Annotated in this window: 27 protein-coding genes; 10 read left to right on the top strand and 17 right to left on the bottom strand. The window is 71.3% G+C overall.

Annotated elements, in window-relative coordinates; all coding sequences use genetic code 11:
• Positions 1-6 precede the first annotated feature (6 nt).
• The gene (locus AB0M39_RS19315; RefSeq protein ID WP_365365816.1) at positions 7-843 is read left to right on the top strand and encodes an alpha/beta hydrolase; all 837 of its coding nucleotides are present in this window, start codon (positions 7-9) and stop codon (positions 841-843) included.
• Between the two features lie 121 nt (positions 844-964).
• Here AB0M39_RS19315 and AB0M39_RS19310 read toward each other — a convergent pair whose 3' ends face one another.
• On the bottom strand, positions 965-1,864 hold the full coding sequence (locus tag AB0M39_RS19310; RefSeq protein WP_365365814.1) for an NYN domain-containing protein: 900 nt from the start codon (positions 1,862-1,864) through the stop codon (positions 965-967).
• 192 nt (positions 1,865-2,056) lie between these two features.
• Between AB0M39_RS19310 and AB0M39_RS19305 the strand changes: the two genes are divergently transcribed.
• Complete coding sequence (locus tag AB0M39_RS19305; protein ID WP_365365812.1) at positions 2,057-2,209, top strand: hypothetical protein; 153 nt, start codon at positions 2,057-2,059, stop codon at positions 2,207-2,209.
• 202 nt (positions 2,210-2,411) lie between these two features.
• On the opposite strand, the gene AB0M39_RS19300 is transcribed toward AB0M39_RS19305, so the two are convergent.
• The 4 genes from AB0M39_RS19300 to AB0M39_RS19285 form a co-directional block, all read right to left on the bottom strand.
• Positions 2,412-3,017: a MarC family protein gene (locus AB0M39_RS19300; RefSeq protein WP_365365810.1), complete on the bottom strand. Its 606-nt coding sequence runs from the start codon at positions 3,015-3,017 to the stop codon at positions 2,412-2,414.
• A gap of 46 nt (positions 3,018-3,063) precedes the next feature.
• Complete coding sequence (locus AB0M39_RS19295) at positions 3,064-3,927, bottom strand: PHP domain-containing protein (RefSeq protein WP_365365808.1); 864 nt, start codon at positions 3,925-3,927, stop codon at positions 3,064-3,066.
• Between the two features lie 261 nt (positions 3,928-4,188).
• On the bottom strand, positions 4,189-4,827 hold the full coding sequence (locus AB0M39_RS19290; RefSeq protein WP_365365806.1) for a DUF6758 family protein: 639 nt from the start codon (positions 4,825-4,827) through the stop codon (positions 4,189-4,191).
• A 255-nt stretch (positions 4,828-5,082) separates the two neighbouring features.
• Entirely contained in the window at positions 5,083-5,667 is a 585-nt protein-coding gene (locus tag AB0M39_RS19285; protein WP_365365804.1) for a suppressor of fused domain protein, read from the bottom strand.
• 410 nt (positions 5,668-6,077) lie between these two features.
• Here AB0M39_RS19285 and AB0M39_RS19280 point away from each other — a divergent pair, with 410 nt between their 5' ends.
• Positions 6,078-7,193 (top strand): magnesium and cobalt transport protein CorA, encoded by a 1,116-nt coding sequence (locus tag AB0M39_RS19280; protein WP_365365802.1) that lies wholly within the window; start codon positions 6,078-6,080, stop codon positions 7,191-7,193.
• 13 nt (positions 7,194-7,206) lie between these two features.
• On the top strand, positions 7,207-7,722 hold the full coding sequence (locus tag AB0M39_RS19275) for a hypothetical protein (RefSeq protein ID WP_365365800.1): 516 nt from the start codon (positions 7,207-7,209) through the stop codon (positions 7,720-7,722).
• A gap of 64 nt (positions 7,723-7,786) precedes the next feature.
• On the opposite strand, the gene AB0M39_RS19270 is transcribed toward AB0M39_RS19275, so the two are convergent.
• Complete coding sequence (locus AB0M39_RS19270) at positions 7,787-8,557, bottom strand: hypothetical protein (RefSeq protein ID WP_365365798.1); 771 nt, start codon at positions 8,555-8,557, stop codon at positions 7,787-7,789.
• Between the two features lie 174 nt (positions 8,558-8,731).
• On the opposite strand from AB0M39_RS19270, the gene AB0M39_RS19265 reads away from it, so the two are divergent.
• From AB0M39_RS19265 to AB0M39_RS19255, 3 genes are read left to right on the top strand one after another with little or no spacing between them, the layout of a single operon-like run.
• Positions 8,732-10,075 (top strand): CBS domain-containing protein, encoded by a 1,344-nt coding sequence (locus AB0M39_RS19265; RefSeq protein ID WP_365365796.1) that lies wholly within the window; start codon positions 8,732-8,734, stop codon positions 10,073-10,075.
• Positions 10,068-10,655, top strand: coding sequence for a DUF1003 domain-containing protein (locus AB0M39_RS19260; protein WP_365365794.1), 588 nt, complete (start codon positions 10,068-10,070; stop codon positions 10,653-10,655). Before AB0M39_RS19265 ends, AB0M39_RS19260 begins: the two co-directional genes overlap by 8 nt.
• 43 nt (positions 10,656-10,698) lie before the next feature.
• On the top strand, positions 10,699-11,832 hold the full coding sequence (locus tag AB0M39_RS19255; RefSeq protein WP_365365792.1) for an Mrp/NBP35 family ATP-binding protein: 1,134 nt from the start codon (positions 10,699-10,701) through the stop codon (positions 11,830-11,832).
• A gap of 181 nt (positions 11,833-12,013) precedes the next feature.
• Here the strand turns inward: AB0M39_RS19255 and AB0M39_RS19250 are convergent, their stop codons facing one another.
• The 5 genes from AB0M39_RS19250 to sigE all read right to left on the bottom strand — a co-directional run bounded on the left by AB0M39_RS19250 (position 12,014) and on the right by sigE (position 17,195).
• Complete coding sequence (locus tag AB0M39_RS19250; protein WP_365365842.1) at positions 12,014-12,652, bottom strand: hypothetical protein; 639 nt, start codon at positions 12,650-12,652, stop codon at positions 12,014-12,016.
• A 176-nt stretch (positions 12,653-12,828) separates the two neighbouring features.
• Positions 12,829-13,275, bottom strand: coding sequence for a sec-independent translocase (locus tag AB0M39_RS19245; RefSeq protein ID WP_365365790.1), 447 nt, complete (start codon positions 13,273-13,275; stop codon positions 12,829-12,831).
• 138 nt (positions 13,276-13,413) lie between these two features.
• Positions 13,414-15,327, bottom strand: coding sequence for a trypsin-like peptidase domain-containing protein (locus AB0M39_RS19240; RefSeq protein WP_365365788.1), 1,914 nt, complete (start codon positions 15,325-15,327; stop codon positions 13,414-13,416).
• Between the two features lie 93 nt (positions 15,328-15,420).
• Positions 15,421-16,398, bottom strand: coding sequence for a zf-HC2 domain-containing protein (locus AB0M39_RS19235; protein WP_365365786.1), 978 nt, complete (start codon positions 16,396-16,398; stop codon positions 15,421-15,423).
• Positions 16,395-17,195 carry an RNA polymerase sigma factor SigE gene (sigE, locus tag AB0M39_RS19230; RefSeq protein WP_365365784.1) on the bottom strand — a complete coding sequence of 267 codons (801 nt, stop codon included), beginning with the start codon at positions 17,193-17,195 and terminating at the stop codon, positions 16,395-16,397. Before sigE ends, AB0M39_RS19235 begins: the two co-directional genes overlap by 4 nt.
• Positions 17,196-17,339: 144 nt before the next feature.
• Here sigE and AB0M39_RS19225 point away from each other — a divergent pair, with 144 nt between their 5' ends.
• Positions 17,340-18,017, top strand: coding sequence for an O-methyltransferase (locus AB0M39_RS19225; RefSeq protein WP_365365840.1), 678 nt, complete (start codon positions 17,340-17,342; stop codon positions 18,015-18,017).
• 362 nt (positions 18,018-18,379) lie between these two features.
• Here the strand turns inward: AB0M39_RS19225 and AB0M39_RS19220 are convergent, their stop codons facing one another.
• On the bottom strand, positions 18,380-18,547 hold the full coding sequence (locus tag AB0M39_RS19220; RefSeq protein ID WP_003966491.1) for a DUF3117 domain-containing protein: 168 nt from the start codon (positions 18,545-18,547) through the stop codon (positions 18,380-18,382).
• A 124-nt stretch (positions 18,548-18,671) separates the two neighbouring features.
• Complete coding sequence (locus AB0M39_RS19215; protein ID WP_365365782.1) at positions 18,672-18,815, bottom strand: hypothetical protein; 144 nt, start codon at positions 18,813-18,815, stop codon at positions 18,672-18,674.
• A gap of 65 nt (positions 18,816-18,880) precedes the next feature.
• On the opposite strand from AB0M39_RS19215, the gene AB0M39_RS19210 reads away from it, so the two are divergent.
• Positions 18,881-19,681, top strand: coding sequence for an enoyl-CoA hydratase-related protein (locus AB0M39_RS19210; protein ID WP_365365780.1), 801 nt, complete (start codon positions 18,881-18,883; stop codon positions 19,679-19,681).
• Between the two features lie 141 nt (positions 19,682-19,822).
• Here AB0M39_RS19210 and AB0M39_RS19205 read toward each other — a convergent pair whose 3' ends face one another.
• Both AB0M39_RS19205 and AB0M39_RS19200 read right to left on the bottom strand, forming a co-directional pair.
• Positions 19,823-20,416, bottom strand: coding sequence for a DNA-3-methyladenine glycosylase I (locus tag AB0M39_RS19205; protein ID WP_365365778.1), 594 nt, complete (start codon positions 20,414-20,416; stop codon positions 19,823-19,825).
• Positions 20,413-20,766, bottom strand: coding sequence for a DivIVA domain-containing protein (locus tag AB0M39_RS19200; RefSeq protein WP_365365776.1), 354 nt, complete (start codon positions 20,764-20,766; stop codon positions 20,413-20,415). The genes AB0M39_RS19205 and AB0M39_RS19200 overlap by 4 nt, the downstream gene beginning before the upstream one ends.
• Before the next feature lie 100 nt (positions 20,767-20,866).
• Here AB0M39_RS19200 and folP point away from each other — a divergent pair, with 100 nt between their 5' ends.
• On the top strand, positions 20,867-21,727 hold the full coding sequence (gene folP / locus AB0M39_RS19195) for a dihydropteroate synthase (RefSeq protein ID WP_365365774.1): 861 nt from the start codon (positions 20,867-20,869) through the stop codon (positions 21,725-21,727).
• 554 nt (positions 21,728-22,281) lie between these two features.
• On the opposite strand, the gene AB0M39_RS19190 is transcribed toward folP, so the two are convergent.
• Positions 22,282-23,031 carry a TIGR00730 family Rossman fold protein gene (locus tag AB0M39_RS19190; RefSeq protein WP_365365772.1) on the bottom strand — a complete coding sequence of 250 codons (750 nt, stop codon included), beginning with the start codon at positions 23,029-23,031 and terminating at the stop codon, positions 22,282-22,284.
• 109 nt (positions 23,032-23,140) lie between these two features.
• Complete coding sequence (gene dapE, locus AB0M39_RS19185; protein ID WP_365365770.1) at positions 23,141-24,220, bottom strand: succinyl-diaminopimelate desuccinylase; 1,080 nt, start codon at positions 24,218-24,220, stop codon at positions 23,141-23,143.
• Between the last annotated feature and the right edge of the window lie 4 nt (positions 24,221-24,224).

Here is a 24,224-nt window from a genome sequence, read left to right as displayed (position 1 = left end):
CCTTCTATGAGCCGGCCTCCGACCTTCACCCCTCCCCCTTGCGCCCGCGCCGACCGTCTCCCCACCTCCCGGGGGGACTTCGCCGTGCACGACACGCTGAGCGGCGACAAGGGGACCGCGCTTCTCCTCCCCGGCTACACCGGGAGCAAGGAGGACTTCATCGCCCTCCTTACGCCCCTCTCCGAGGCCGGCTATCGCGTCGTCGCCGTCGACGGGCGCGGACAGTTCGAGAGCTCGGGGCCGGACGACGAGCTCGCCTACGCCCAGGCCGAGTTGGCCGAGGACGTCCTCGCCCAGGCCGAGGCGATCGGGACCCCCGTCCATCTCCTCGGGCACTCGCTCGGCGGGCAGATCGCCCGCGCGGCCGTCCTGCTCGACGCGGCGCCCTTCGTCTCGCTGACCCTCATGTCCTCCGGCCCGGCGCAGGTCGCGCCCGCCCAGCAGCAGAAGATCAAGCTGCTCAGCGACGCTCTGGCCGTGATGGGCATGGACCGGGTGTGGGAGGCGATGACGGCGCTCGACACGCCCGAGGAGGCCGACACCGACGGGGAGGACCTCCGCCGTCGCTGGCTGCTCCACAACCCCGCCCAGCTCATCGCCACGGGCCGCCAGTTGACCGTCGAGCCCGACCGGGTCGACCAGCTCGCCGCCGTACAGCCGCTGCCCAAGCATGTGCTGTCCGGCGAGCGCGACGACACCTGGCCGGTGCCGCTCCTCGACGCGATGGCCGAGCGCCTCGGCGCCCGCCGGACGCTGATCGCCGGGGCCGAGCACTCCCCCAACACCGACCGCCCCCGGGAGACCGCCGAGGCGATCGCCGCGTTCTGGGACGACCAGGGGTAGCCACGGACCGGGGGGAGCCACGCTGCCGGGGGTGGCCCACGCTGCCGGGGCGGCGAGCTTGCGGAGCGCTATAGGGCGAAGAGCTGCGGAGCGCTATAGGGCCCGCGTGGAGCCGGCAGGCTCAGTACTGCGATTGAAGGTGCTGCCAGAAGCCGTCCCGCAGCGACCGCCGCAGCACCGCGTGCCCCCGCAGCGACCGCTGGAGCAGCCTCTCGGCCTCGATCAGCAGGTCCTGGTCGACGGGTCCGGGCAGGTACGGGTGGCCCGGCAGCAGCTCCGCCATCGCCTCCCGCCCGCGCTCGACCAGCCAGGTCGCGGCGATCTGCGCGCCCACGAAGCGCACCTCGTCGCGGGAGGGGGGCGGCGCGCCCTCGTTCTCGTACGTCGTGACCGGGCGGCGTGTGATGTACGGGCGGCAGAAGTCCAGGTCGAACGTCCGCTGGCTGTCGACCTCCCACAGCAGCGGCTCGGCCTGGTTGCGCCCGTCGCCCGCCTCGATGCCCCATAGATGGACGCGCGCGCCGTACCCCTGCGCCGCCTCGACCGCCGAGACCAGGTCCTCGTCGCCGCCGACCAGCGCGGCATCGCTGATGGCGCGGTGGCGGGCGAGCGACTCCAGGTCCGTGCGGATGAGGGAGTCGACGCCCTTCTGCTGGTTGTTCGCGTTGAGATTGCCGAGCCGTACCTTGACGTCGGGCAGCTCCGCTATGGACTGCTGCTCGGGCGTGTGGATACGGCGCCGGGCACCGTCGTACCAGTAGACCCGCAGCAGCCGGCTGTCCGCGAAGATCGTCCGGGCCTTGTCGATGAAGGCCTCGATCATGCCCTCGGCGTCCAGATCGAAGGAGCGCCGATCTTCGGTGCCCGTTACAAGCAACCCGGCCGCAGCATAGACGTAACCCGCGTCCACGAAGATGGCATGCGTCGAAGGGGTCTTCGCCACCTCGGCGAGCATGCGATGGAGCAGCTCGTTGGTGCGCTCCAGGCGGGCGCTGATGTCGTTGGCCTCTGCGTCGTTCATACGCTGCTCATTCTCCGTGGCCATAGCGATACCCGCCAGTAGTTAGGCATCCGAAAAATTTCCTTAGCGTAGGGAATGTTTGCAGGATGCATCGCGTTGAAGACGTATAGATGTGCCGGCGGCCGAGCCGTCGGCACAGTTGAAGCAGCACCAGTAGTTCTCCGCCAGGAGGATCAGACGAAGGGAGAAGCCTTGCGCTTCGAGATCATGCGACTGGACGACGTCGACGGCACCGCCGTGGACACCACCGTCGTGGACGCCGCCTCCGTCAACCGGATCGTGCAGCAGGCCGCGTCTATCGGCCAGCGCATCTTGATCCGCCCAGCCGCCGCCTCGGCCTCGTAACGCCGATGCAGTGACGACGCCGACGCAGTGACGCGCGATCGCGTCACGACGCTGTACACGCATATCGCCCCCGCACGGATCGTCCGTGCGGGGGCGTCGTGCGTCGGCCGTGCGGTACGGGTCACAGGCCAGGCCCGCCCCGAGCCCGGACCGGTCAGGCGCTCCGAATGACCTGCGTCACGAGGTCCGGGCACGACCTGCGTCACGAGCTCTGGATGACCTGTGTCACGCCGTTGATGATCTGCTGCACCGCGATGGCGGAGAGCATCATGCCCGCGAGCCTGGTCACCAGCACCACGCCGCCGTCCTTGATCAGGCGGATGATCACCAGCGAGTAGCGCATGGTCAGCCAGAGCACCGCGTGCATCGCCACGATCGCCGCCCAGACCGAGACCTGCTGCGCTACTCCGTCCGCGTGCTGCACGGCGAGGATCACGGAGACGATCGCGCCGGGCCCGGCCAGCAGCGGCATGCCGAGCGGCACGAGGGCGACGTTGACGTCCTTGGTCTGCTGGGGCTCGTCGGTCTTGCCGGTCAGCAGATCGAGCGCGATGAGCAGGAGCAGCAGACCGCCCGCGATCATCAGCGCGGGCACGGAGACGTGCAGATAGTCCAGGATCTGCTGGCCGAGCAGGCCGAAGACGGTGATCACGCCGAACGCGACCGTCACCGCCTGCCAGGCCATCCGGCGCTGCACCTTGGCAGGCCGTCCCGAGGTCAGGGCGAGGAAGATCGGAGTGATCCCAGGGGGATCCATGATGACGAAAAGGGTCAGAAACAGTGAGCCGAAAACGGCAGCGTCAAACACAGTGTTGGCCTAGCGGAAGAGGTACGTACAGAGGTGGGCGTGAGGGCTACCGGAGGCTTCCGCCCGCGCCGGGCACCGGGAACGCACCGAACGCACGGCGTGTGATCTCGCCGTAGATCTCCGGGTCGGTGGTGTACTCGCCGAGCCGGCAGGTCTTGCGGCTGCCGTGGTAGTCGCTGGACCCGGTGGCCAGCAGCCCGAGGTCGGCGGCCAGGCCGCGCAGCCGGGCCCGCGTGGGCTCGTCGTGGTCCATGTGGTCGACCTCGACGCCGTCGAGGCCCGCGGCCGAGAGCTCGGCTATCGCGGACTCGGGCACTGTGCGGCCGCGCTTGACGGCGAGCGGGTGCGCGAAGACGCTGACGCCGCCGGCCGCCTTGACCAGCCGGACCGCGGTGAAGGGGTCGAGCTCGTGCTTGACGACGTACGCCCGGCCGCCGTCGGCGATCCACTCGGGCGCGAACGCGTCGGAGACCGTGGGCACCACGCCGAGCTCGACGAGCGCGGAGGCGATGTGCGGGCGGCCGACCGAGCCGTCTCCGGCGATCCGGGCGACCTGGCTCCACTCGATGGGGACGCCCAGCTCCTGGAGCTTGGCCACCATGGCGCGGGCGCGCGGCACCCGGTCGTCGCGCACGAGCTCCCGCTCGCGCAGCAGCTCGGGCTCGTCCGGGTCGAAGAGGTACGCGAGCAGATGCACGCCGACCCCGTCGAGGCGGCAGGAGATCTCGGCGCCGGTGACGAGGGTCAGGCCCTCGGGGAGCGCGGCGCGCGCTTCGGCGTGGCCGCGGGTCGTGTCGTGGTCGGTGAGCGCGACGACGTCCAGCCCGGCAGCGGCGGCGTTGCGCACCAGCTCGGCCGGGGTGTCCGTGCCGTCCGATGCCGTGGAGTGGGTGTGCAGGTCGATGCGCACGACGCGTGACTCCGGGGCTCGGGGGCGGACAGGGGACGGTCAAGGATAACCGGAATCGAACAGCGCCGAATCAGCACGGGCCGGGGCGCCGGCGTCTTCGCGGACCGCTTCGGCCGTCTTCGGCCTCCGGCCGCGACGGCGTCGGGAGGCTCAAACTCATGCGCGGGGCACGGGATCCCACGGGGTACGGCGTGCGACATCCCCAGGCGTACGGCTCGTGCGCGCGGCTTGTGCCGCGGCCGGCGACTGCGGCCCTCGGCCTCACGACAGCAGCCTGGGCGAGAGCGCGCCGCACGGCAGCAGCTCCACCTCCGCGCCCGCGTCCCGCAGATCCGTCAGCACCAGCTCGTCGTACATCAACAGCCCCGACTGCTCGGGCCAGACGATCGCCCACAGCCACAGCCCCCGCGCCTCCCCCGCGAACACCGCGCGGTCCTCGGGCGCGCCTGCCACGTGCCACATCGGGCACGGGCGGCCTGCGGCGAGGACCTTGGACTGCGGCGACTTGTCGACGGCGATATGCGGTCCGGGGTCGGGGCCGTCGATCCCCGCGTATCTCGCCCCGAGTCCGACCCCCAACTCCTCGGCGATCAGCAGCAGTTCGCCTATGCCTCCCAGCGGTCCCGGCCCCGAGCAGGCCACCGCCGTGGCGCGGCCTCCGCTGCGGTCGTCCCCCGCGTACGCGACACCGGTGAAAAGCCAGCCGACGGGCAGCGGCCACGGCATCCACACAGGGACCTTCGCGCGGTGCACGACGACACCGAGGGCCTCGACGCTGGGCGGGATGACCGGCTGCAGCGGGTTCACGGCGCCGTGCACGTCGCACTGCCAGGAGTCGGCAAAGAGACCGGGCGCCCTCACCCGGCCACCGCACTTCGGGCAACTGGGTTCGCCCCTCATAGCGCTCAACGGTCCTCCCCACCCGTCGTCGCGTCAAGGACGATCACCCTTCCGGCGTCTGCATCTCACCGGCAGATTTTAGGTGTAGCTAACATTCGTTAGCCTGCCTAACTTACCGTGTGCACGCCACACCGATCGGCCGGAGCAGACACGCAGAGACAGGAGCCGTCCCCCCGTACCCCGTACTCCACAGCCCGCAGTCCGCGGTCCGCGGTCCGCGCCAACAGGCCAGGCCCCGTGGAGAGTTGGAGAGTCCTAGTCGAGCGTCACGGACCTGCGCAGCGGATCGCGCAGGTCCGTGCCGTGCGTCAGCCACCGCTCCTGGAGCTCCTGCGCCCCGTGCACGCGCTTGAACGCCGCCTCGTTCGACGTCATCGGGAGCAGCGGCAGGAAGCGCACCGGCTCCATCGGCTCGTCCAGCTCCAGGTCCGCCACCAGACCGCCCGGCTCCGCGACCAGCACAGAGGTGAAGGGCGCGCCGGGCCAGAGCGCCCCGCCGACGTCCAACGAGGCCCCCGGCGCCACGATCACACCCTCGACCTGCGGAGACGCGGCCAGCACGGCGAGCGGGCGCAGCAGCTTGTCGGTGTCGGCGAGCCCGGCCCGCACGGACAGGACCAGCTCGGCGCGCGGACCCTTGACCGGGTCGGCGAGCACCGCCGCCGGGTCGGCCATCGGCTGCGCGGACATCCCGAGCGTCGCGTACCGGACGATGTCCCCGTCGACGAAGCGGAGCACCTCGATACGGTCGGTCCCGAGGAAGGTCACCGCGGCGCGCGCGTCCGGTTCGCCCAGTGACGTACGCAACCGGGCCTCGACCAGAGCAAGAACATCTTCCATGTCGCGAGCATAAAGCGCGTATGGAACGGGCAAAACAAGGGATTGGCCCGCAGTCGGCTGATAGTCTTGGCCGCTGGTCGGGACGGTACGCAGAAGCGTGCTCTCGAGTCCCGACACACGTCATCCCCTACGGGGGACCGGCCGGAGGAGGTGGGGCTGCGTGGATCGAAGTCGATCGTGCAGTACCAACCGCTCTTCCGCACGGCACCTCTCCCAGGTGGTCTGAGGCCTTTCCGCACGGGTCCCACGGCATTTCGCATGACGGAAGAGCACATCCTTTTTGCCTGTCTGTAGCGAACGCCGTCACCGCGACTTCGCGGTGCCGCCCGCTTTGTTGACGTGTGCCTCACGTCCTCATTCCGGGCTGTGCCACGCCTGACGCCGACGGCCTCTCCGTGAAGGAGCCTGCCATGTCGATGATCCGCGACCTGCGTGCAGCTGTCCGCCCGTCCCTGCGCAAGAGCAACGCCCCCTACAGCACGTACGACGCCACCCGCGACCCGTCCGCCTCCAGCGCCGTGGTCGACTGCGCGGTCTACCGCGACGGGAAGCGGCTGGAGAGCGCCGCCTGCCAGACGCCGCACGAGGCGATGCTGCGGGTGCGCGAGGACGGCGGCTTCGCGTGGATCGGGCTGCACGAGCCGACCGAGGCCGAGTTCGCCGGGATCGCCGCGGAGTTCGGGCTGCACCCGCTGGCCGTGGAGGACGCGGTCCACGCCCACCAGCGGCCCAAGCTGGAGCGGTACGACGACACGCTGTTCACCGTCTTCAAGACGATCCACTACGTCGAGCACGCCGAGCTCACCGCGACCAGCGAGGTCGTCGAGACCGGCGAGGTGATGTGCTTCACGGGCCGGGACTTCGTCATCACGGTCCGGCACGGCGGCAAGGGCTCCCTGCGGGCGCTGCGGCACGGCCTGCAGAAGGACGCGGAGCTGCTCGCCAAGGGCCCCTCGGCGGTTCTGCACGCCATCGCCGACCACGTCGTGGACGGCTACATCGCGGTCGCCGCGGCCGTGCAGGACGACATCGACGAGGTCGAGATCGATGTCTTCTCCGCCCCGGCGAAGGGCAGCCCGCGCGGCAGCGACGCCGGGCGGATCTACCAGCTCAAGCGCGAGGTGCTGGAGTTCAAGCGGGCCGTGTCCCCGCTGCTTCGGCCGATGCAGCTGCTGAGCGAGCGACCCATGCGGCTGGTCGACCCGGACATCCAGAAGTACTTCCGCGACGTCGCCGACCACCTCGCCCGGGTGCAGGAGCAGGTCGTCGGCTTCGACGAGCTGCTCAACTCCATCCTCCAGGCCAATCTGGCGCAGGCGACCGTCGCGCAGAACGAGGACATGCGCAAGATCACCTCGTGGGCGGCGATCATCGCCGTGCCCACGGCGGTCTGCGGGATCTACGGCATGAACTTCGACCACATGCCCGAGCTGCACTGGAAGTACGGCTACCCCATGGTGCTCACCGGCATCATCGGCGTCTGCCTGGCGATTCACCGCACCCTCAAGCGCAACGGCTGGCTGTAACTACACTGCGCGCATGACAGACATGCTGCTCGGTCAGGCCCTCGTCGAGGAGGCCACGAAGAAGTCCGGCCTCATCTGGGTGCGCGGCGACTCCCCCGCGCGCGCCCTGTGGCACGTATGGCACGAGGGCGCGGCGCACATCGTCGGCGACGGCCCGGGCGAGCAGCCGCTGCCGGGGCTGACGGGCGGCGGCACGGCGGAGGTCACCGTGCGCAGCAAGGACAAGGGCGGCCGGCTGATCGTCTGGACCGCGGCGGTGAGCGAGCTGGAGCCGCACTCGCAGGCGTGGGAGGCGGCCGTGGCGGAGCTGAAGGGCAAGCGCCTGAACGCTCCGGACGCGGAGCAGATGACCGAGCGGTGGGCGCGGGAGTGCCGGGTGCTGCGGCTGGCGCCGCAGAGCGTGCACGCGTCCCTGCCCGAGGACTCCCAGGCCGCGCCCCCGCTCCCGACGCCGGCGACGACCCGCCACCCGATCCCGGCGGGCCTGCCGCGCCTGCTGTTCAAGCGCAAGAAGTCCCGGTCCCGCTGACGCGCCGGGGTGGCGGGGTGGTGAGGTGCCGACGGCCGTCCCCTACGCCGGAGTGCGCGCCGCCTCAGCTGTCGCTGGACTTGGGGAGCTGCCGGCCGTAGTCCACGGTCTCCCCCTTCGACGGCTCCACCAGCTTGAAGTCCACGTCCCAGTCCCCGAGCGTGAGCACCCCCGCCCCGCCCGCCCGCGTGAACTGGATCGGATAGGGCTTGCCCACCAGCGCGACGTCCAGCACCCCGCCGGCGCCGTCCCCGGCCTTGACCTTGATCGTGCGGACCCCGCCGACCTGCGTCCGGTCGCCCTTGCTGAGCTCGCCCTGCATCCCCAGCAGCCCCTCGACCAGCACGTCCATGTCGGTGAAGCCGCGGAACTGGTCGTACGACGGATCCCCCTCGGGGACCTTCACATACTTGTCGTCCAGCTTGTCCGCCGCCGCCGCGTCCGTCTTGCTGGGCTCCCCCTCGCCCTTGCCGTCCACGTGGCTCCAGAAGCCCGCGTCGGCCTTCAGATAGAGGGCCTTGCCGACCCGCAGCAGCTCGAAGGTGTTGTCCTTGGAGGTGACGGAGCCGGTGGCGCCGTCGTGCTTGAGCCGCATGTTCAGCTTGTACGTGCCGCCTTTGCTGACCAGCGTGCCGGAGAGCCGTACGGAGACGGCCGCGTCGGCCGCCGCCCGCGCCTTCGTCTCGATCTCGACGGCGGACAGCTTGCCCACGCCGTTCGTCCCCGCGTCCGGGTCCTCGCCGCCGCAGGCGGTGAGCGCCGCGGTCAGCCCGAAGCACAGCGCGAGGGGCGTCGCGGCGCGGCGGACCCAGGAGACAGGGGGGAGGGGAGTCACAAGCGCACTGCCTCTCAGCTGCGAATCAGGGGTGGCAGACCGCAGCGTACCTGTGTGGACGACATGCCTCCGCAGAGAGCCGTACGGACGCGAAACCTGCGCGACGCGGAACGGTACGGGCTAGCCTGAACCCGTCAAACAGCAGCAATTGCCTGCAAAGAGGAGGCGCTGAGCATGGCTGGAGGCGCCCCTCGGGTCTTCGTCTCGCACCTGGCCGGAGTGCCCGTCTTCGACCCCAACGGCGACCAGGTGGGCCGGGTGCGCGACCTCGTGGCGATGCTCCGCGTCGGCCTGCGCCCGCCGCGGCTGCTCGGTCTGGTCGTCGAGGTGCTCAGCCGCCGCCGGATCTTCCTCCCCATGACCCGGGTGACCGGCGTCGAGTCCGGCCAGGTCATCACCACCGGCGTGCTCAACGTGCGCCGCTTCGAGCAGCGCCCGACCGAGCGGCTGGTGCTGGGCGAGCTGCTCGACCGGCGGGTGCGGCTGGTGGAGACCGACGAGGAGGTCGCCGTTCTCGACATCTCGATCCAGCAGCTGCCCGCCCGCCGCGACTGGGAGATCGACAAGGTCTTCGTACGGAAGGGGAAGAGCGGAGCGCTGCGCCGCAAGGGCGAGACGTTGACGGTGGAGTGGTCGGCGGTCACCGGGTTCTCGCTGGAGGAGCACGGCCAGGGCGCCGAGAGCCTGCTGGCCACCTTCGAGCAGCTGCGCCCCGCCGACCTGGCGAACGTGCTGCACCACCTGTCTCCCAAGCGGCGCGTGGAGGTCGCCGCCGCCCTCGACGACGACCGGCTCGCGGACGTCCTGGAGGAGCTCCCGGACGACGACCAGGTCGAGATCCTCGGCAAGCTCAAGGAGGAGCGCGCGGCCGACGTCCTGGAGGCCATGGACCCGGACGACGCCGCCGACCTGCTCTCCGAGCTGCCGGAGGAGGACAAGGAGCGGCTGCTGACGCTGATGCGGCCCGACGACGCCGCCGACGTGCGGCGGCTGCTGTCGTACGAGGAGCGGACCGCGGGCGGCCTGATGACCACCGAGCCGATCGTGCTGCGGCCGGACGCCACGGTCGCCGACGCGCTGGCCCGGGTGCGCCAGCGGGACATCTCCCCCGCGCTGGCCGCGCAGGTGTACGTCTGCCGTCCGCCGGACGAGACGCCCACCGGCAAGTACCTGGGGACCGTGCACTTCCAGCGGCTGCTGCGGGATCCGCCGTTCACGCTGGTCAGCTCGATCGTGGAGAGCGATCTGCCGCCGCTGGCCCCGGACACCCCGCTGCCCGCGGTCACCAGCTATCTCGCCGCGTACAACATGGTGGCGGCGCCGGTGGTCGACGAGAGCGGCTCGCTGCTGGGCGCGGTGACCGTCGACGACGTGCTGGACCACCTGCTGCCGGAGGACTGGCGCGAGACGGAGTTCGACGGGTCCGGGCAGGTGGAGACCGGGCAGGTGGAGTCCGAGCCGGCGGAGGCCGACGCGGCCGTGCGCTCGCCCTCCGGGCGGGGGACGGCGGATGGGTAGCGAGCACGGGTCGGGGGAGCGCGCGGAGGCGAAGGAGCGGCTGCCGTCCGGGGCGAGCGCGGCGCCGCGCCACCGGGTCCGCCTCGACCTGCCGCGCCGGCCGCGCCGGGCCCTGCTGCCGGACTACGACCCCGAGGCGTTCGGCCGCTTCTCCGAGCGGATCGCGCGGTTTCTGGGGACGGGACGGTTCATCGTCTGGATGACGGTGATCGTCATGCTGTGGGTGGTGTGGAACGTCAGTGCGCCCAAGCACCTGCGGTTCGACGAGTACCCCTTCATCTTTCTGACGCTGATGCTCTCGCTCCAGGCCTCGTACGCGGCGCCCCTGATCCTGCTCGCGCAGAACCGCCAGGACGACCGCGACCGGGTCACCCACGAGCAGGACCGCAAGCAGAACGAGCGGTCCATCGCGGACACGGAGTATCTGACCCGGGAGATCGCTGCGCTGCGGATGGGCCTCGGCGAGGTCGCCACCCGGGACTGGATCCGCTCCGAGTTCCAGGACCTGATCAAGGATCTGGACGAGCGCCGTCTATTCCCGCCCGCGCCCGAGCACGAGAGTGACGAAGGCGACCGCTGACGCGCATCCCGGCGGCGCCGCTCAGCGCCGTACCATCGTCCATATGGTTACGGAAGACGCGGTGCTCGAAGCACTGGCGACGGTGAACGACCCCGAGATCAACCGCCCGATCACCGACCTCGGCATGGTCAAGTCGGTCGAGATCGGCCCGGACGGCGCGGTGGCCGTCACGGTGTACCTCACCGTCTCCGGCTGTCCTATGCGCGAGACGATCACCAAGAACGTGACGGACGCGGTCGCGCGCGTCGAGGGCGTCGCCCGCGTCGCCGTCGACCTCGACGTCATGGGCGACGAGCAGCGTCGCGAGCTGGCCGCCTCGCTGCGCGGCGGCACGGCCGAGCGCGAGGTGCCCTTCGCCAAGCCCGGCTCGCTGACCCGCGTGTACGCGGTGGCCTCCGGCAAGGGCGGCGTCGGCAAGTCCTCCGTGACGGTCAACCTGGCGGCGGCCATGGCGGCCGACGGGCTGAAGGTGGGCGTCGTCGACGCCGACATCTATGGACACTCCGTACCGCGCATGCTGGGCGCGTACGGCCAGCCGACCCAGGTCGAGAACATGATCATGCCGCCGTCGGCGAACGGCGTGAAGGTCATCTCGATCGGCATGTTCACCCCGGGCAACACCCCGGTGGTCTGGCGCGGCCCGATGCTGCACCGAGCCCTCCAGCAGTTCCTGGCGGACGTGTACTGGGGCGACCTGGACGTCCTCCTGCTCGACCTGCCGCCCGGCACCGGCGACATCGCGATCTCCGTGGCCCAGCTGGTGCCCAACGCCGAGATCCTGGTGGTCACCACCCCGCAGCAGGCGGCGGCCGAGGTGGCCGAGCGGGCCGGCTCGATCGCCGTGCAGACGCACCAGAAGATCGTGGGCGTCGTGGAGAACATGGCGGGCCTGCCGTGCCCGCACTGCGACGAGATGGTCGACGTGTTCGGCAGCGGCGGCGGCCAGCGGGTCGCCGAGGGGCTGACCAAGACGACCGGCGCGAACGTGCCGGTCCTCGGCTCGATCCCGATCGACGTACGGCTGCGCGAGGGCGGCGACGAGGGCAAGCCGGTCGTCCTGACGGACCCGGACTCCCCGGCGGGCTCGGCGCTGCGCTCCATCGCCGGCAAGCTCGGCGGCCGTCAGCGCGGCCTGTCCGGCATGTCGCTGGGCATCACCCCGCGCAACAAGTTCTGACGCGCGACACGTCCTGAGGGGCGACTCGTCCTGCTGAGGTGCGGGCGGGGCTCGTACCCGCCGCACACGCCCGAAGGGGGCGCCGCTCACGGTGAGCGGCGCCCCCTTCGTCGTAGCCCGAGCTCTGACCGGCCGTTCTCCCGGCCCGAGCTCTGCTCTCTCTACAGCGTGCTCCCGGCCGCTAGGCGTACTCCTGGATGTCCTTCACCGCGGAGAACGCCAGACCGTACGCGCTCATCCCGCGCCCGTACGCGCCGATGTGCACTCCGCCCTGCGTCGGACCGGCCAGCACCCAGCCGAACTCCGACTCGCGGTAGTGGAACGGCGTCGGCTCTCCGTCGACCGGCAGCGACAGCGACGACCAGTCCGGGCCCGTCAGATCGTCGGCCAGCTCGAACGCGGTCTCCGTCTGCTGGTCCAGCCAGTCGTCGCGCAGCGAGTGGTCCATCTGAGGGGGCCAGGTGTGCGCCAGCAGGCCGGAGCCGGCCAGCCACGCCGCCGAGGACACCGTGGTGGCGTCCAGCACGCCCGTACCGTCGCCGCTGCGCCTGACGGGGCTCGCGGCCACCGTGACGACCACAGCGAAGCGCTCCTTGTCCGCGCCGCCGCCCGCCTCGGACCGTATCGACGGCGTGTCGCCGTGGCCCACCGCGCCGTGCTGGACGGTGCCGTCCGCGGCGGCCCCGACCTGCATCAGCCAACGCGGGCCTGTGAACGCCTCGTCCAGTCCGTACCAGGGGAACGACGCCCGCAGGTATCCGTCGACCGTGCGCCGGGACGCCGTACCCCCTTGCGCTCTGAGCGGGCTGTCCCCGCCCATGGCAGGGGAATCGTCGCTGGCCGTGCCTTGCGCCGCTACCCGACTCGTCGTCTCCATCTACCCGGCCGCCTCCTCTGTCTCCGAGGCCCGGAACGGACCCGCCCCCCTCGGGCGTCCTCGATCCCGGACAGATGGAGAATAGCCACCCTGTCCCCGCTAAGAGGGATTGACAGTACTCAGGTGGCGTCTGCGTCGAAGGGCGGACGCTCGTCCTGATCGAGCTTTTCGCGCTTCTTGAGCAGGTCGGGGCCGCTTGAGGAGCCGTTCACGACTGCCGGGACGGAGGAATCGGATTCCTTCCCGTTCACCGCGTCGGCGACGTCGCCCATCTCCTTCTTCAGGTCGAAGCTGCTGCGGAGCTCCCTGAGCTCTTTGAGGTCCTCGTTCTCGTTCAGCTGCTTGCGGAGGTACGCCTTGGGATTGAGGTCCTCGAACTCGAAGTCCTTGAACTCCGGGCCCAGTTCGCTGCGGATGTCGTGCTTCGCGCTCTCGGAGAAGTCGCGGATCTTCCGGATGAAGCGGGTGAAGTCCTGGATGACCTTGGGCAGCTTGTCGGGGCCGAAGATGAGCACGGCCAGGACCACGAGCGCCACCAGCTCGAACGCGCCTATGTCATTGAACACCCTGCTGCTCCTCGTGTTCTGTGCCGCCCGCAGGTCGGATGGGATCCGGGCCCGATCCACGGTACCCGCCGATCCTGTCCGCGCGGTACCTGCCGGGGACCCGTCCGGCCGAGCCCGCGCACGCCGACCCCGCCGCCCTCACGAGCTGTCCGCGGAGCCGAGCGTCAAGGTCTTGGCGAGCTCCTTGCCGTCGCGCAGCAGGGAGAGTTCCAGCTGGTCGCCGGGGCGGTGGGCGCGGATCTTGACGATCAGCTCCTCGCCGCTGTGCACCCGCTGACCGTCGATCTTGGTGATGACGTCGCCCGGCTCGATCCCGGCCTTGGCGCTCGGCCCGTCGGGGGTGACGGACGGCGAGCCGTCCTTGCCCTTGTCGCCGACGCGCGCGCCGTCGCCGGTGTACTTCATGTCGAGGCTGACGCCGATCACCGGGTGCGTCGCCTTGCCGGTGTTGATCAGCTCCTCGGCGACGCGCTTGCCCTGGTTGATGGGGATCGCGAAGCCCAGTCCGATGGAGCCCGCCTGGCCGCCGTCGGCCCCGGCGCCGCTGTCCGCGGCCCGGATGGCGCTGTTGATGCCGATGACATGGGCCTTGGCGTCGACCAGCGGACCGCCGGAGTTGCCGGGGTTTATCGGGGCGTCGGTCTGCAGCGCGTCGACATAGCTGACGTCGCTGCCGTCGCCCTTCTCGCCGCCCGCGGTGATCGGGCGCTCCTTGGCGCTGATGATGCCCGAGGTCACGGTGTTCTGGAGGTCGAAGGGCGCGCCGATGGCGACGACCGGGTCGCCGACCCGCACGTTGTCGGAGTTGCCCAGCGGCAGCGGCTTGAGGCCGGAGACGCCGGAGACCTTGACGACGGCGAGGTCGTAGCCGCTGTCCTTGCCGACCAGCTTCGCGCCGGCCGTCTCGCCGCCGCTGAAGGTGACCGTGATGTCGCCGGCGGCCCCGGCCGGGTCGACGACGTGGTTGTTGGTCAGGATGTGGCCCTGCTCGTCGAGTACGAAGCCGGTGCCCGTGCCCTGCTCTCCGCCGCCGCTGACGTGCAGGGTGACCACGCTGGGCAGGGCGCTGGCGGCGATTCCGGCGACGCTGTCCGGCGCGCGGTCGCCGTCGTCGCGGCCGGCCTGCGGAAGCTCGATCTGGGTGATGCCGCCGTTGCGCTCGATGTACGCGCCGATGCCGCCGCCGATGCCGCCTGCGACGAGCGCGAGCAGCACGGCGCCCATGACGAGCGAGCCGGAGCGGCGCTTCTTCTTCGGGGGCTCGCCGGGGTGGGTCAGCGGCTGCCCGGCGGTGCTCCAGGGGTCGTACTGGAGGGTGAGCGAGTTCAGCGGCTGCGGCCGGTCCTCGGGCTGCGGGGGCTGGGGAGCGTGGGGGTGGGGTGCGTGGGGCTGCTGGGCGTGGTGCTGATGCGGGACCGGTGCCGGGGCCGGGACGGGAGGCATATGAGGCTGAGGCGCCGGCGGCGCCATGGCCTGGGCGTGCTGGGGCGGCGCCTGGGTGTGCTGGGGCGGTATCGGAGTGCCCTGTGCCGGGGTCGGGACCGGGCGCTGCACGGGGGGCGCGGGGGCCCAGGGGCCGGGGCCGCCGTACGGCGGGGTGCCGTACGGGTCGGGGTCGTGCAGCGGCTTCGGCCGGCCCGCCGCCGGAGCGGGCTGCGCGTGCTCGGGCGGTACGGACGCGGCGGCCTGGGGCGCGGGGTCGGCAGCGGGCGCGGGCGCCGGAAAGGGAGGCAGCTCCGTCGTCGCCTCGGTCGATCCGGTCGCCGCAGCCTGCCCGGTCGTGTCGGTCCCTCCGGTCGCCTCGGCCGGTCCCATCGTCATGGTCGGTCCCGCCTCGGTCGATCCCGTCGTCTCCCCGGCCGACACCACAGCCGTCTCCTCCACAGCTGACTCCACAGCTGTGTCGAAAGCCTGCTCAGGCGTCGGCTGTGCTGTCGGCTGTGCCGTCGCCGACAGCGGCGCCTCCGGCTCGGGCGCGGAGTGAGTCGCACGTCCCACACTGGGCCGGCTCCACCACTTCGCCTTCGGTCCGGTGGGCTTCCCGTCGTCCATGCTCTCCCCGCAAACTCCGGCCACTGCAGCGCCCCTGTGGGGCACCCCTCAGAGGATTCAACCAGGTTTGCGAATCTCCGCGCAGGCTCCCGGTCAGCGGCGGGACGACAGGGGCAGACCAGACTCCGTCGGCGCGGAGAGATGGGTGGGGCCGGGTGTGACCGACGGGGTGGCTGCCGGGGCCGTCGCAAGCTGGAACGCCGACCCCGTGGGCCGTATCAACGGCGACACGGCGGAGACCGACGAGGACGAGCCGCTCAGGAACGCGGCCGGGAACGGGTGCCCCGGCGGCTGCGCCGGCGGGAGCAGGCTGGGGGCGCCGGCTATCACCGGACGGGTCTCGGACCTGGCCAGGCCGTTGCCCCCGCTGCGGCGGCGCTCGGCCTCCGTGCCGCGGACGCTGGTGGACCCGGTCGGGCCGTTCGAGCCGACATTGCCCGCGGGCGGGGTGGCGGAACGCAGCGGAGTGACCTTGTTCCCCGAGCCGTCGCCTCTGGCGGTGGTCGGCGCGGAGCCGTCCAGCGGCAGCGCGGCGCCCAGGGCGATGGCGGCGAAGGAGACCGCGCTCGCGGCGGCGAAGGCGAACCTCCTGCCGCGCCACGGCGAGCGGTCCGCCTCGGGGCGGCCCACGTCATGGATGCGGAAGCCGCCGCCCGATCCCTCGGGCAGGACCGTCGCGTGCGCGCCGCCGGGGACATAGCCGAAGGTCGCGCCCTCGGCGCCGCGAGAGCCGCGGCCGCGGCCCGCGGACGGGTTCAGCGCGCCGAAGACGCCGTCGGCGATGCGCCCCCCGTCAAAAGGACCCCCCGCGCCGGTGTCATCACCTCCGGGAGGGCCGGCGGGCAGGCCTTGAAGACGAGCGAGCAGCCCCTCGGAGGGCGGCGGGGGGGCGGTGCTGGCGAAGACGCTCTTCACGCTGCGCTGGGCGTCGGCCTCGGCCTTGCACTTGGGACAGGTCGCGAGATGGGCGAGCACCCGGTCACGGGCGTCGTGTTTCAGCTCGCCGTCGATGAGCGCGGCGAGCCGGTCCCCCAAGTGCTGCTCCGCCGGGGTCGGACTTGTGCCGCTCACGCCGGTCCGCCCTCCCCTACCAGGCCGATCGCACCCGCCAGCGTGCGCTGCTCCGCGCGGGCCTCGGGAGAGCGGTGCTGCAGTGCCTTGCGCAGATGCGAACGGCCGCGGTGGATCCTGCTGCGGACCGTGCCGAGCTTCACGCCGAGCGTGGCGGCGATCTCCTCGTACGACAGCCCCTCGATGTCACAGAGCACCACGGCGGCGCGGAACTCCGGCGCGAGGGTGTCCAGCGCCTGCTGGACGTCCGCGTCGAAGTGGGTGTCGTTGAAGACCTGCTGGGGGGACGGCTCACGGCTGGGCAGCCGCTCGGCCGCGTCGTCGCCGAGGGCGTCGAAGCGGATGCGCTGCTTGCGCCGGACCATGTCCAGGAAGAGATTGGTGGTGATGCGGTGGAGCCAGCCCTCGAAGGTGCCGGGGGTGTACGTCGACAGCGAGCGGAAGACCCGGACGAAGACCTCCTGGGTGAGGTCCTCGGCGTCGTGCTGGTTGCCCGTGAGGCGGTAGGCAAGGCGGTAGACGCGGCCGCTGTGCGTGCTGACGATCTCCTCCCAGGTGGGCGGCGTCCACGCCTGCGACTCCGCGTCCGAAGCGAAGGTCGCAGTAGCTGCGGAGTCGGCAGTGGTGGCACCTCCCACGCCCTCAGGGCTGTGGGGGAGGGACTGGTCAGCAATGTAGGTCACGGATTTCGGCTCACCCGCCGGGCGAAGAAGGCGCCGCAGCACTCCTCTCCGATCCGCAGGTGCAGCCGCACCTCCCCTGTCGGCTCTGGTGGTGTCCAGCGGAGCCCCTACCATAGCCACCTCGCCCGTTAGCTCCGGATAAGAATCTTTACGCGAATTTGGGTGCTGCTTCCGCCCCTGCTTCAAGCCGTGATCCATGCGTTCCCCCCTGCCTATCCATAACGCCTGGTCCCATCTGCGGGTTCCCGGGTGCAGCGGATACAGTCAGCGTCGCGCCAACTACGGGGACAGGAGAGGGCCATCACCGCCAACCGGCAGACGAGCTGGGCGTTCGCCGACGCCTTTGTCGCCGAGGACGAAGCTCTGCGCTGGGCCCGTGACCGGGCCCGGGAGTCAGGGCTGCCCTCTGTGTCGCCAGGCACCGGCGCAGCGCTGCGACTGCTGGCCGCTACGGCGGACGCGAAAGCGGTGGCCGAGATCGGCACCGGAACGGGCGTCTCGGGCATCTACCTGCTGCACGGCATGCGGCCCGACGGCGTGCTGACCACGGTGGACCCCGAGCCGGACAGGCAGCAGTTCGCACGGGAGGCGTTCCGCACGGCGGGATTCGCCGCGAACCGCGCGCGGTTCATCCCCGGCCGGGCGCTGGACGTACTGCCCCGGCTGGCGGACGGCGGATACGACCTCGTGTTCTGCGACGGCGACCGGCTGGAGTCGCTGGACTATCTCGCTGAATCGTTGCGCCTGCTGCGACCAGGGGGCCTTGTCTGCTTCGAGGGCGTCTTCGCCGACGGCCGCACGGTCGACTCCGCGTCCCAGCCGGCGGAGATCCTCCGCGTCCGCGAACTGCTCCGCGCGGTAAGGGAGAGCCAGGAGCTGATCCCGTCCCTGCTCCCAGTGGGAGACGGCCTCCTCTGCGCGGTCCGCCGAGCCTGACCTCTTTCGCAGGCTGGTCCGGCGCCCTCAGCCCGCCCGGAGTTTCCAGCCCGTTGGGGGTCCCCCCGGACGAAGTCTGGGGGAGCTTGAGGACGGACCTCCGCCCGGGGAGCCGGCACGGACAGTCGCCGCCCCCGCGGGGCTCCGCCCCGGACCCCGCGCCTCAAACGCCGGCGAGGCTGAATTTCCAGCCCGTTGGGGGTCCCCCGGACGAAGTCTGGGGGAGCTTGAGGACGAACCCGAGCCGAGCGCGGCTCAGACTCTCCCAGCGCGCCCCGCCGAAGACCCACCCCCAAACACACCGCTGCCCCGGCCGCTTCCGCGGACCAGGGCAGCGAAAAGTGTGGGCGCCTGCTTCTCCGTCAGCCGACGACCTTCTTCAGGGCGTCGCCCAGCGCGTCAGCTTCGTCCGGAGTCAGCTCGACGACAAGCCGACCGCCGCCTTCGAGCGGAACGCGCATGACGATGCCCCGCCCCTCCTTGGTCACCTCGAGCGGGCCGTCGCCCGTCCGCGGCTTCATGGCCGCCATGCTCGTTCCCCTTCCTGAAACCAGCTCATCGCAGCCGGCGGCCCCATGACAGGCGCTGTGTCACCGGCATCGAACACATTGCTTCCAGGTCATTATCCCGCATCGCAGGACCCGATGACCAACATCAGTCGGCATCGCTTGCGCAACGCGCTTTCGCAAAACCACTCAATTCGGCGATCCGCCTGCGATACTTCGCCACCGCGCCCACAGCCGACACCGGTGATTGTTTGACGCAGGTCACATGTTCGAGCCTGATGATCTCCGCCATGCTGGGCCCTGAACCACGTCTGGACAAGCCGAACACCGCCGTTTGAGCCGCAAAGGGGACCTTCCATGGCCGACACCGTGCTGTACGAGGTGAGCGACGGACTCGCCACGATCACGATCAACCGGCCCGACGCCATGAACGCGATGAACGTCGAGGCCAAGGTCGCTCTCCGCGACGCGGCCCAGGCGGCCGCAGCCGACCCCGCCGTACGCGCCGTACTGCTCACCGCCACCGGGCGCGCCTTCTGCGTGGGCCAGGACCTCAAGGAGCACATCTCGCTGCTCGCGTCCGACCGCGAGTCGGGCACCCGCAACACCATGGACACCGTGCGGGACCACTACAACCCGATCGTCCGCGCCCTCACCGAGATGCCCAAGCCCGTCGTCGCCGGGGTCAACGGCGTCGCCGCGGGCGCCGGCTTCGGCTTCGCGCTCGCCGCGGACTACCGGATCGTCGCCGACACCGCGAAGTTCAACACCTCCTTCGCGGGCGTCGCGCTGACCGCCGACTCCGGGATCTCCTGGACCCTCCCCCGGCTGATCGGCGCCAGCCGCGCCTCGGACCTGCTGCTCTTCCCGCGCTCCATCTCGGCGCAGGAGGCGTACGACCTGGGCATCGCGAACAAGGTCGTGCCGGCCGACGAGCTGCCCGCCCAGGCCGCCGCGGTGGCCCGCGCCCTGGCCGAAGGACCGACCGTGGCGTACGCGGCGATCAAGGAGTCCCTCGCCTACGGAGCGAGCCACTCCCTCGGCGAGACGATCGCGAAGGAGGACGAGCTCCAGACGCGGGCGGGCGCCTCGGAGGACCACGCGATCGCGGTCCAGGCGTTCATCGCGAAGGAGCAGCCGAAGTACCTCGGCCGCTGAGCCGCACGAGCGGCGCGGAACCCGCGGGGCCCGGACCGAGACCAGCCGCGACCAGCCGGAACCGGCCCAGGACGGCTAGGACGGCCAAGACGGCCAGGACGAGCCCGGCAACGGCCGCCACAGGTCGGAACCGGCCCGGACCTAGGCCCCGGCGGCCCCGCGGGCGACGCAGTCGCTCAGATGGTCGTCTACGAGCCCGCACGCCTGCATCAGGGCGTACGCCGTCGTCGGCCCGATGAAGCGCAGGCCGCGCTTCTTCAACGCCTTGGACAGCGCCGTCGACTCGTCGGTGACGGCCGGGACGTCGGCGATCGTGCGCGGGGCGGGTCGGTTCGCGGGATCGGGGGCGTACGACCAGATCAGCGTGTCCAGCTCGCCGGCGGACCAGCCGGCGAGCTCGCGCGCGTTGGCGAGCGTCGCCGTGATCTTGGCGCGGTTGCGGATGATCCCGGCGTCGGCGAGGAGCCGCTCCTCGTCGGCCTCGGTGTACGCGGCCACCGACGCGATCTTGAAGTCGTCGAAGGCGCGGCGGAAGCCCTCGCGCCGCCGCAGGATCGTGATCCAGGACAGTCCGGACTGGAACGCCTCCAGGCAGAGCCGCTCGAACAGCGCGTCGTCGCCGTGGAGCGGCCGGCCCCACTCCTCGTCGTGGTACGCGATGTAGTCCTCGGTGGACAGGCCCCAGGGGCAGCGCAGCCTGCCGTCGGGGCCCGGTACCGCGCCGCCGCCGGTCACCGGTCGGACTCCTCGCCCGGCTTGGTGAACAGGTCTCGCCTGCCCCCGGCGGTGGCCTGCGCCCCGGCCAGCGCGGACTCGAGCTCGGCGATGCGGGCGTCCCGCTCGGCGAGCTCCGCGCCGAGCCGGCCGAGCACGTCGTCGACCTCCGCCATCCGGTATCCGCGCACGACGACGGGCAGCCGCACGGCGTCGACGTCGGCCCGCCCGAGGGGGCGGTCGTCGGGCAGCGGGTCGACCAGCTGCTCGGGCGCGACCTCGGGAAGGGCAGCGCTGTCGCCGCCGCCGACCACGGCGAGGGTGACCGCGCCGACGACCACGACCATCGCGATCAGCAAGAACAAGAACACGAGCGAGCCTCTCCCCGAACGGAAACTGTCCGGTGCAGATCGTGCCACGGGAGTCTGACAGTTAGGGTCGCAGGCGAACGACCTGAGGAGGAAACAGCAGATGCTGCGGCTGGGAAAGCGCGAGTTCGACGCGCACGAGCCGGTGATCATGGCGATCGTGAACCGGACGCCTGACTCCTTCTACGACCAGGGCGCCACCTTCCGCGACGAGCCGGCGCTCGCCCGCGTGGAGCAGGCGGTGTCCGAGGGCGCCGCCATCATCGACATCGGCGGCGTCAAGGCCGGACCCGGCGAGGAAGTGACGGCACAAGAGGAGGCGCGGCGCACGGTCGGCTTCGTGGCCGAGGTGCGTCGGCGCTTCCCGGACGTGGTGATCAGCGTCGACACCTGGCGCCACGACGTCGGCGAGGCGGTCTGCGAGGCGGGCGCGGACGTGCTGAACGACGCGTGGGGCGGGGTCGACCCGAAGCTCGCCGAGGTCGCCGCGCGGTACGGAGCGGGGCTGGTGTGCACCCACGCGGGCGGCGCGGAGCCGCGTACGCGCCCGCACCGGATCGCGTACGACGACGTGATGGCGGACATCCTTCGTGTCACGCTCTCGCTGGCCGAGCGGGCGGTGGAGCTGGGCGTCCGCAAGGACGCGATCATGATCGACCCCGGCCATGACTTCGGCAAGAACACCCGCCACTCCCTGGAGGCGACCCGCCGGCTCGAGGAGATGGTCGACACGGGGTGGCCGGTGCTGGTCTCCCTGTCGAACAAGGACTTCGTCGGCGAGACGCTCGACAAGCCGGTCAAGGAACGCGTCATCGGCACGCTCGCCACGACGGCGGTCTCGGCATGGCTGGGCGCGCAGGTCTACCGCGTCCACGAGGTGGCGGAGACGAAGCAGGTCCTCGACATGGTCGCGACGATCGCAGGCCACCGCCCTCCGTCGGTGGCGAGGCGGGGCCTGGCCTAGCCCCGCGGCTGCAGTCGCGACGGGGCCGCCAATTCCAGCCTCGTGGGGGTCCCCCCGGACGAAGTCTGGGGGGAGTTTGAGGCGCGGGGTCCGGGGCAGCGCCGCGCGGGCCGCCCCGCACAGGGCATGTCACCCTCACCCCGGGGGCTACGCCCCCGTACGCCCTACGGGCGTGTCCTCAATCGCCGGACGGGCTGGAAATTCAGCCCCGTGAGGGTCCCCCCGGACGAAGTCTGGGGGAGATCGAGGCGCGGGGTCCGGGGCAGCACCCCGCGGGCCGCCCGCACAGGGCATGTCACCCTCACCCCGGGGGCTACGCCCCCGTACGCCCTACGGGCGTGTCCTCAAACGCCGGACGGGCTGGAAATTCAGCCCCGTGGGGGTCCCCCCGGACGAAGTCTGGGGGAGATTGAGGCGTGCATTTCAGCCTCGCCGGCGATTGAGGCGCGGGGTCCGGGGCGGAGCCCCGGTTCGGGAAGGGGCGGGGTGGGGAAAGGCCCCGCGCAGCGGCAACCCGACCCGCACCCCACCCCCACCCGCTAAGACCCCGCTCCCTACCTCCCCGTCTCCTTCGTCACCATCGCCACCGCCTCCTCCACGTCGTCCGTCACGTGGAACAGCAGCAGATCCGAATCCGACGCCTTCCCCTGCGCCACCACCGTGTCCCGCAGCCACTCCACCAGCCCGCTCCAGTACTCCGTGCCGAACAGCACGATCGGGAAGCGCGTCACCTTGCGGGTCTGGACCAGGGTCAGGGCCTCGAACAGCTCGTCCAGCGTGCCCAGGCCGCCGGGCAGGACCACGAACCCCTGCGCGTACTTCACGAACATCGTCTTGCGGACGAAGAAGTAGCGGAAGTTCACACCGATGTCGACATGCGGGTTGAGGCCCTGCTCGAAGGGGAGCTCGATGCCCAGCCCCACCGAGACGCCCTTCGCCTCCCGCGCCCCCTTGTTCGCCGCCTCCATCGCGCCCGGCCCCCCGCCGGTGATCACCGCGAAGCCGGCGTCGACCAGGGCCTTGCCGATGCGGACGCCCGACTCGTACTCGGGGGAGCCGGGCACCGTGCGGGCCGAGCCGAAGACGCTGATCGCGCTCGGCAGTTCGGCCAGCGCGCCGAAGCCCTCCACGAACTCCGACTGGATGCGCATGACCCGCCAGGGGTCGGTGTGCACCCACTCGGAGTCGCCCTCGGTGTCCAGCAGCCGCTGGTCCGTGGTGCCCGGCTTCACCTGTTCCCTACGGCGCAGCACCGGTCCCAGCCGCTGCTCTTCCAGCGCCCGCAGACCCTCGGAGTTGACCATGACCCGCTCCCTCCGCCGAACAACATCGCTTTGGGCAAGGGTAGGGCGGTCGACGTCGCGAAAGGCGAAAATCGGGGTGGCCGGGCGGGATGATCGCTCAGGCGACCGCTCAGGCGGTGAGCCAGTCGCGCAGCCGGTTCTCGCAGTGGACGATCTTCTCGATCGCCACATGCTCGTCCCGCTTGTGCGCGAAGAGAGGATCGGCCGGTCCATAGTTGACCGCGGGCACGCCCAGCGCGCTGAAGCGGGCGACGTCCGTCCAGCCGAACTTGGGCTTCGCCGTCCCGCCGACCGCCTCCATGAACGCCGCCGCGGCCGGGTGCGAGAGCCCGGGCATCGCCGCGTTGCTGTGGTCGTCGACGACGAACTCGGTGATCGGGCAGTCCGCGAAGACCTCGCGGACGTGGGCCTCGGCCTCGGCCGGCGAGAGGTCGGGCGCGTACCGGTAGTTGACCACCACGGTGCACGCGTCGGGGATGACGTTGTTGGCGACGCCGCCCTCGATCCGTACCGCGTTCAGGCCCTCGTGGTACTCCAGCCCGTCGATGACCGGCCGGCGCGGCTCGTACGCGGCGAGGCGGGCCAGGATCGGGCCGGCGGCGTGGATGGCGTTGGACCCCATCCAGCTGCGCGCGGAGTGCGCCCGCTCGCCCGCCGTGCGCAGCAGAACGCGGAGGGTGCCCTGGCAGCCGCCCTCGACCTGGGCGTCGGACGGCTCGAGCAGGATGGCGAAGTCGCCCTCCAGCCAGTCGGGGTGGGCGGTGGCCACATGGCCGAGGCCGTTGAGGTCCGCGGCGACCTCCTCGTTGTCGTAGAAGACGAAGGTGAGGTCGCGGTTGGGCTCGGGGACCGTCGCGGCGATGCGCAGCTGGACGGCGACGCCGGACTTCATGTCGCTGGTGCCGCAGCCCCACAGGATGCCGTTCTCGTCCAGCCGGGAGGGCAGGTTGTCCGCGATCGGGACCGTGTCGATGTGCCCGGCCAGCACCACGCGCTCCCTGCGCCCCAGGAAGGTGCGGGCCACGATGTTGTTGCCGTGCCGGTCGACGGTGAGGTGGGGCAGGGCGCGCAGCGCCTGCTCGATCGCGTCGGCGAGCGGCTTCTCCTCGCCGCTGACCGAGCGGAAGTCGACCAGGGCGGCGGTGAGCGCGGGGCCGTCGAGAGTGAGGTCAAGCACGGTGTCAGGCATGGCT

The organism is Streptomyces sp. NPDC051907, from assembly GCF_040681075.1.
Lineage (GTDB): Bacteria > Actinomycetota > Actinomycetes > Streptomycetales > Streptomycetaceae > Streptomyces.
This window is presented reverse-complemented; position numbering and strand designations above follow the sequence as displayed.

Coding starts and splice junctions, on each gene's coding strand:
- AB0M39_RS19310 (WP_365365814.1), bottom strand. CDS start 1,864: ATGAACGACGCAGAGGCCAACGACATCAGCGCCCGCCTGGAGCGCACC.
- AB0M39_RS19275 (WP_365365800.1), top strand. CDS start 7,207: ATGACAGACATGCTGCTCGGTCAGGCCCTCGTCGAGGAGGCCACGAAG.
- AB0M39_RS19315 (WP_365365816.1), top strand. CDS start 7: ATGAGCCGGCCTCCGACCTTCACCCCTCCCCCTTGCGCCCGCGCCGAC.
- AB0M39_RS19215 (WP_365365782.1), bottom strand. CDS start 18,815: ATGGCGGAGATCATCAGGCTCGAACATGTGACCTGCGTCAAACAATCA.
- AB0M39_RS19280 (WP_365365802.1), top strand. CDS start 6,078: ATGTCGATGATCCGCGACCTGCGTGCAGCTGTCCGCCCGTCCCTGCGC.
- AB0M39_RS19260 (WP_365365794.1), top strand. CDS start 10,068: ATGGGTAGCGAGCACGGGTCGGGGGAGCGCGCGGAGGCGAAGGAGCGG.
- AB0M39_RS19255 (WP_365365792.1), top strand. CDS start 10,699: ATGGTTACGGAAGACGCGGTGCTCGAAGCACTGGCGACGGTGAACGAC.
- AB0M39_RS19210 (WP_365365780.1), top strand. CDS start 18,881: ATGGCCGACACCGTGCTGTACGAGGTGAGCGACGGACTCGCCACGATC.
- sigE (WP_365365784.1), bottom strand. CDS start 17,195: ATGGTAGGGGCTCCGCTGGACACCACCAGAGCCGACAGGGGAGGTGCG.
- AB0M39_RS19265 (WP_365365796.1), top strand. CDS start 8,732: ATGGCTGGAGGCGCCCCTCGGGTCTTCGTCTCGCACCTGGCCGGAGTG.
- AB0M39_RS19190 (WP_365365772.1), bottom strand. CDS start 23,031: ATGGTCAACTCCGAGGGTCTGCGGGCGCTGGAAGAGCAGCGGCTGGGA.
- AB0M39_RS19240 (WP_365365788.1), bottom strand. CDS start 15,327: ATGGACGACGGGAAGCCCACCGGACCGAAGGCGAAGTGGTGGAGCCGG.
- folP (WP_365365774.1), top strand. CDS start 20,867: ATGCTGCGGCTGGGAAAGCGCGAGTTCGACGCGCACGAGCCGGTGATC.
- AB0M39_RS19250 (WP_365365842.1), bottom strand. CDS start 12,652: ATGGGCGGGGACAGCCCGCTCAGAGCGCAAGGGGGTACGGCGTCCCGG.
- AB0M39_RS19220 (WP_003966491.1), bottom strand. CDS start 18,547: ATGGCGGCCATGAAGCCGCGGACGGGCGACGGCCCGCTCGAGGTGACC.
- AB0M39_RS19285 (WP_365365804.1), bottom strand. CDS start 5,667: ATGGAAGATGTTCTTGCTCTGGTCGAGGCCCGGTTGCGTACGTCACTG.
- dapE (WP_365365770.1), bottom strand. CDS start 24,220: ATGCCTGACACCGTGCTTGACCTCACTCTCGACGGCCCCGCGCTCACC.
- AB0M39_RS19290 (WP_365365806.1), bottom strand. CDS start 4,827: ATGAGGGGCGAACCCAGTTGCCCGAAGTGCGGTGGCCGGGTGAGGGCG.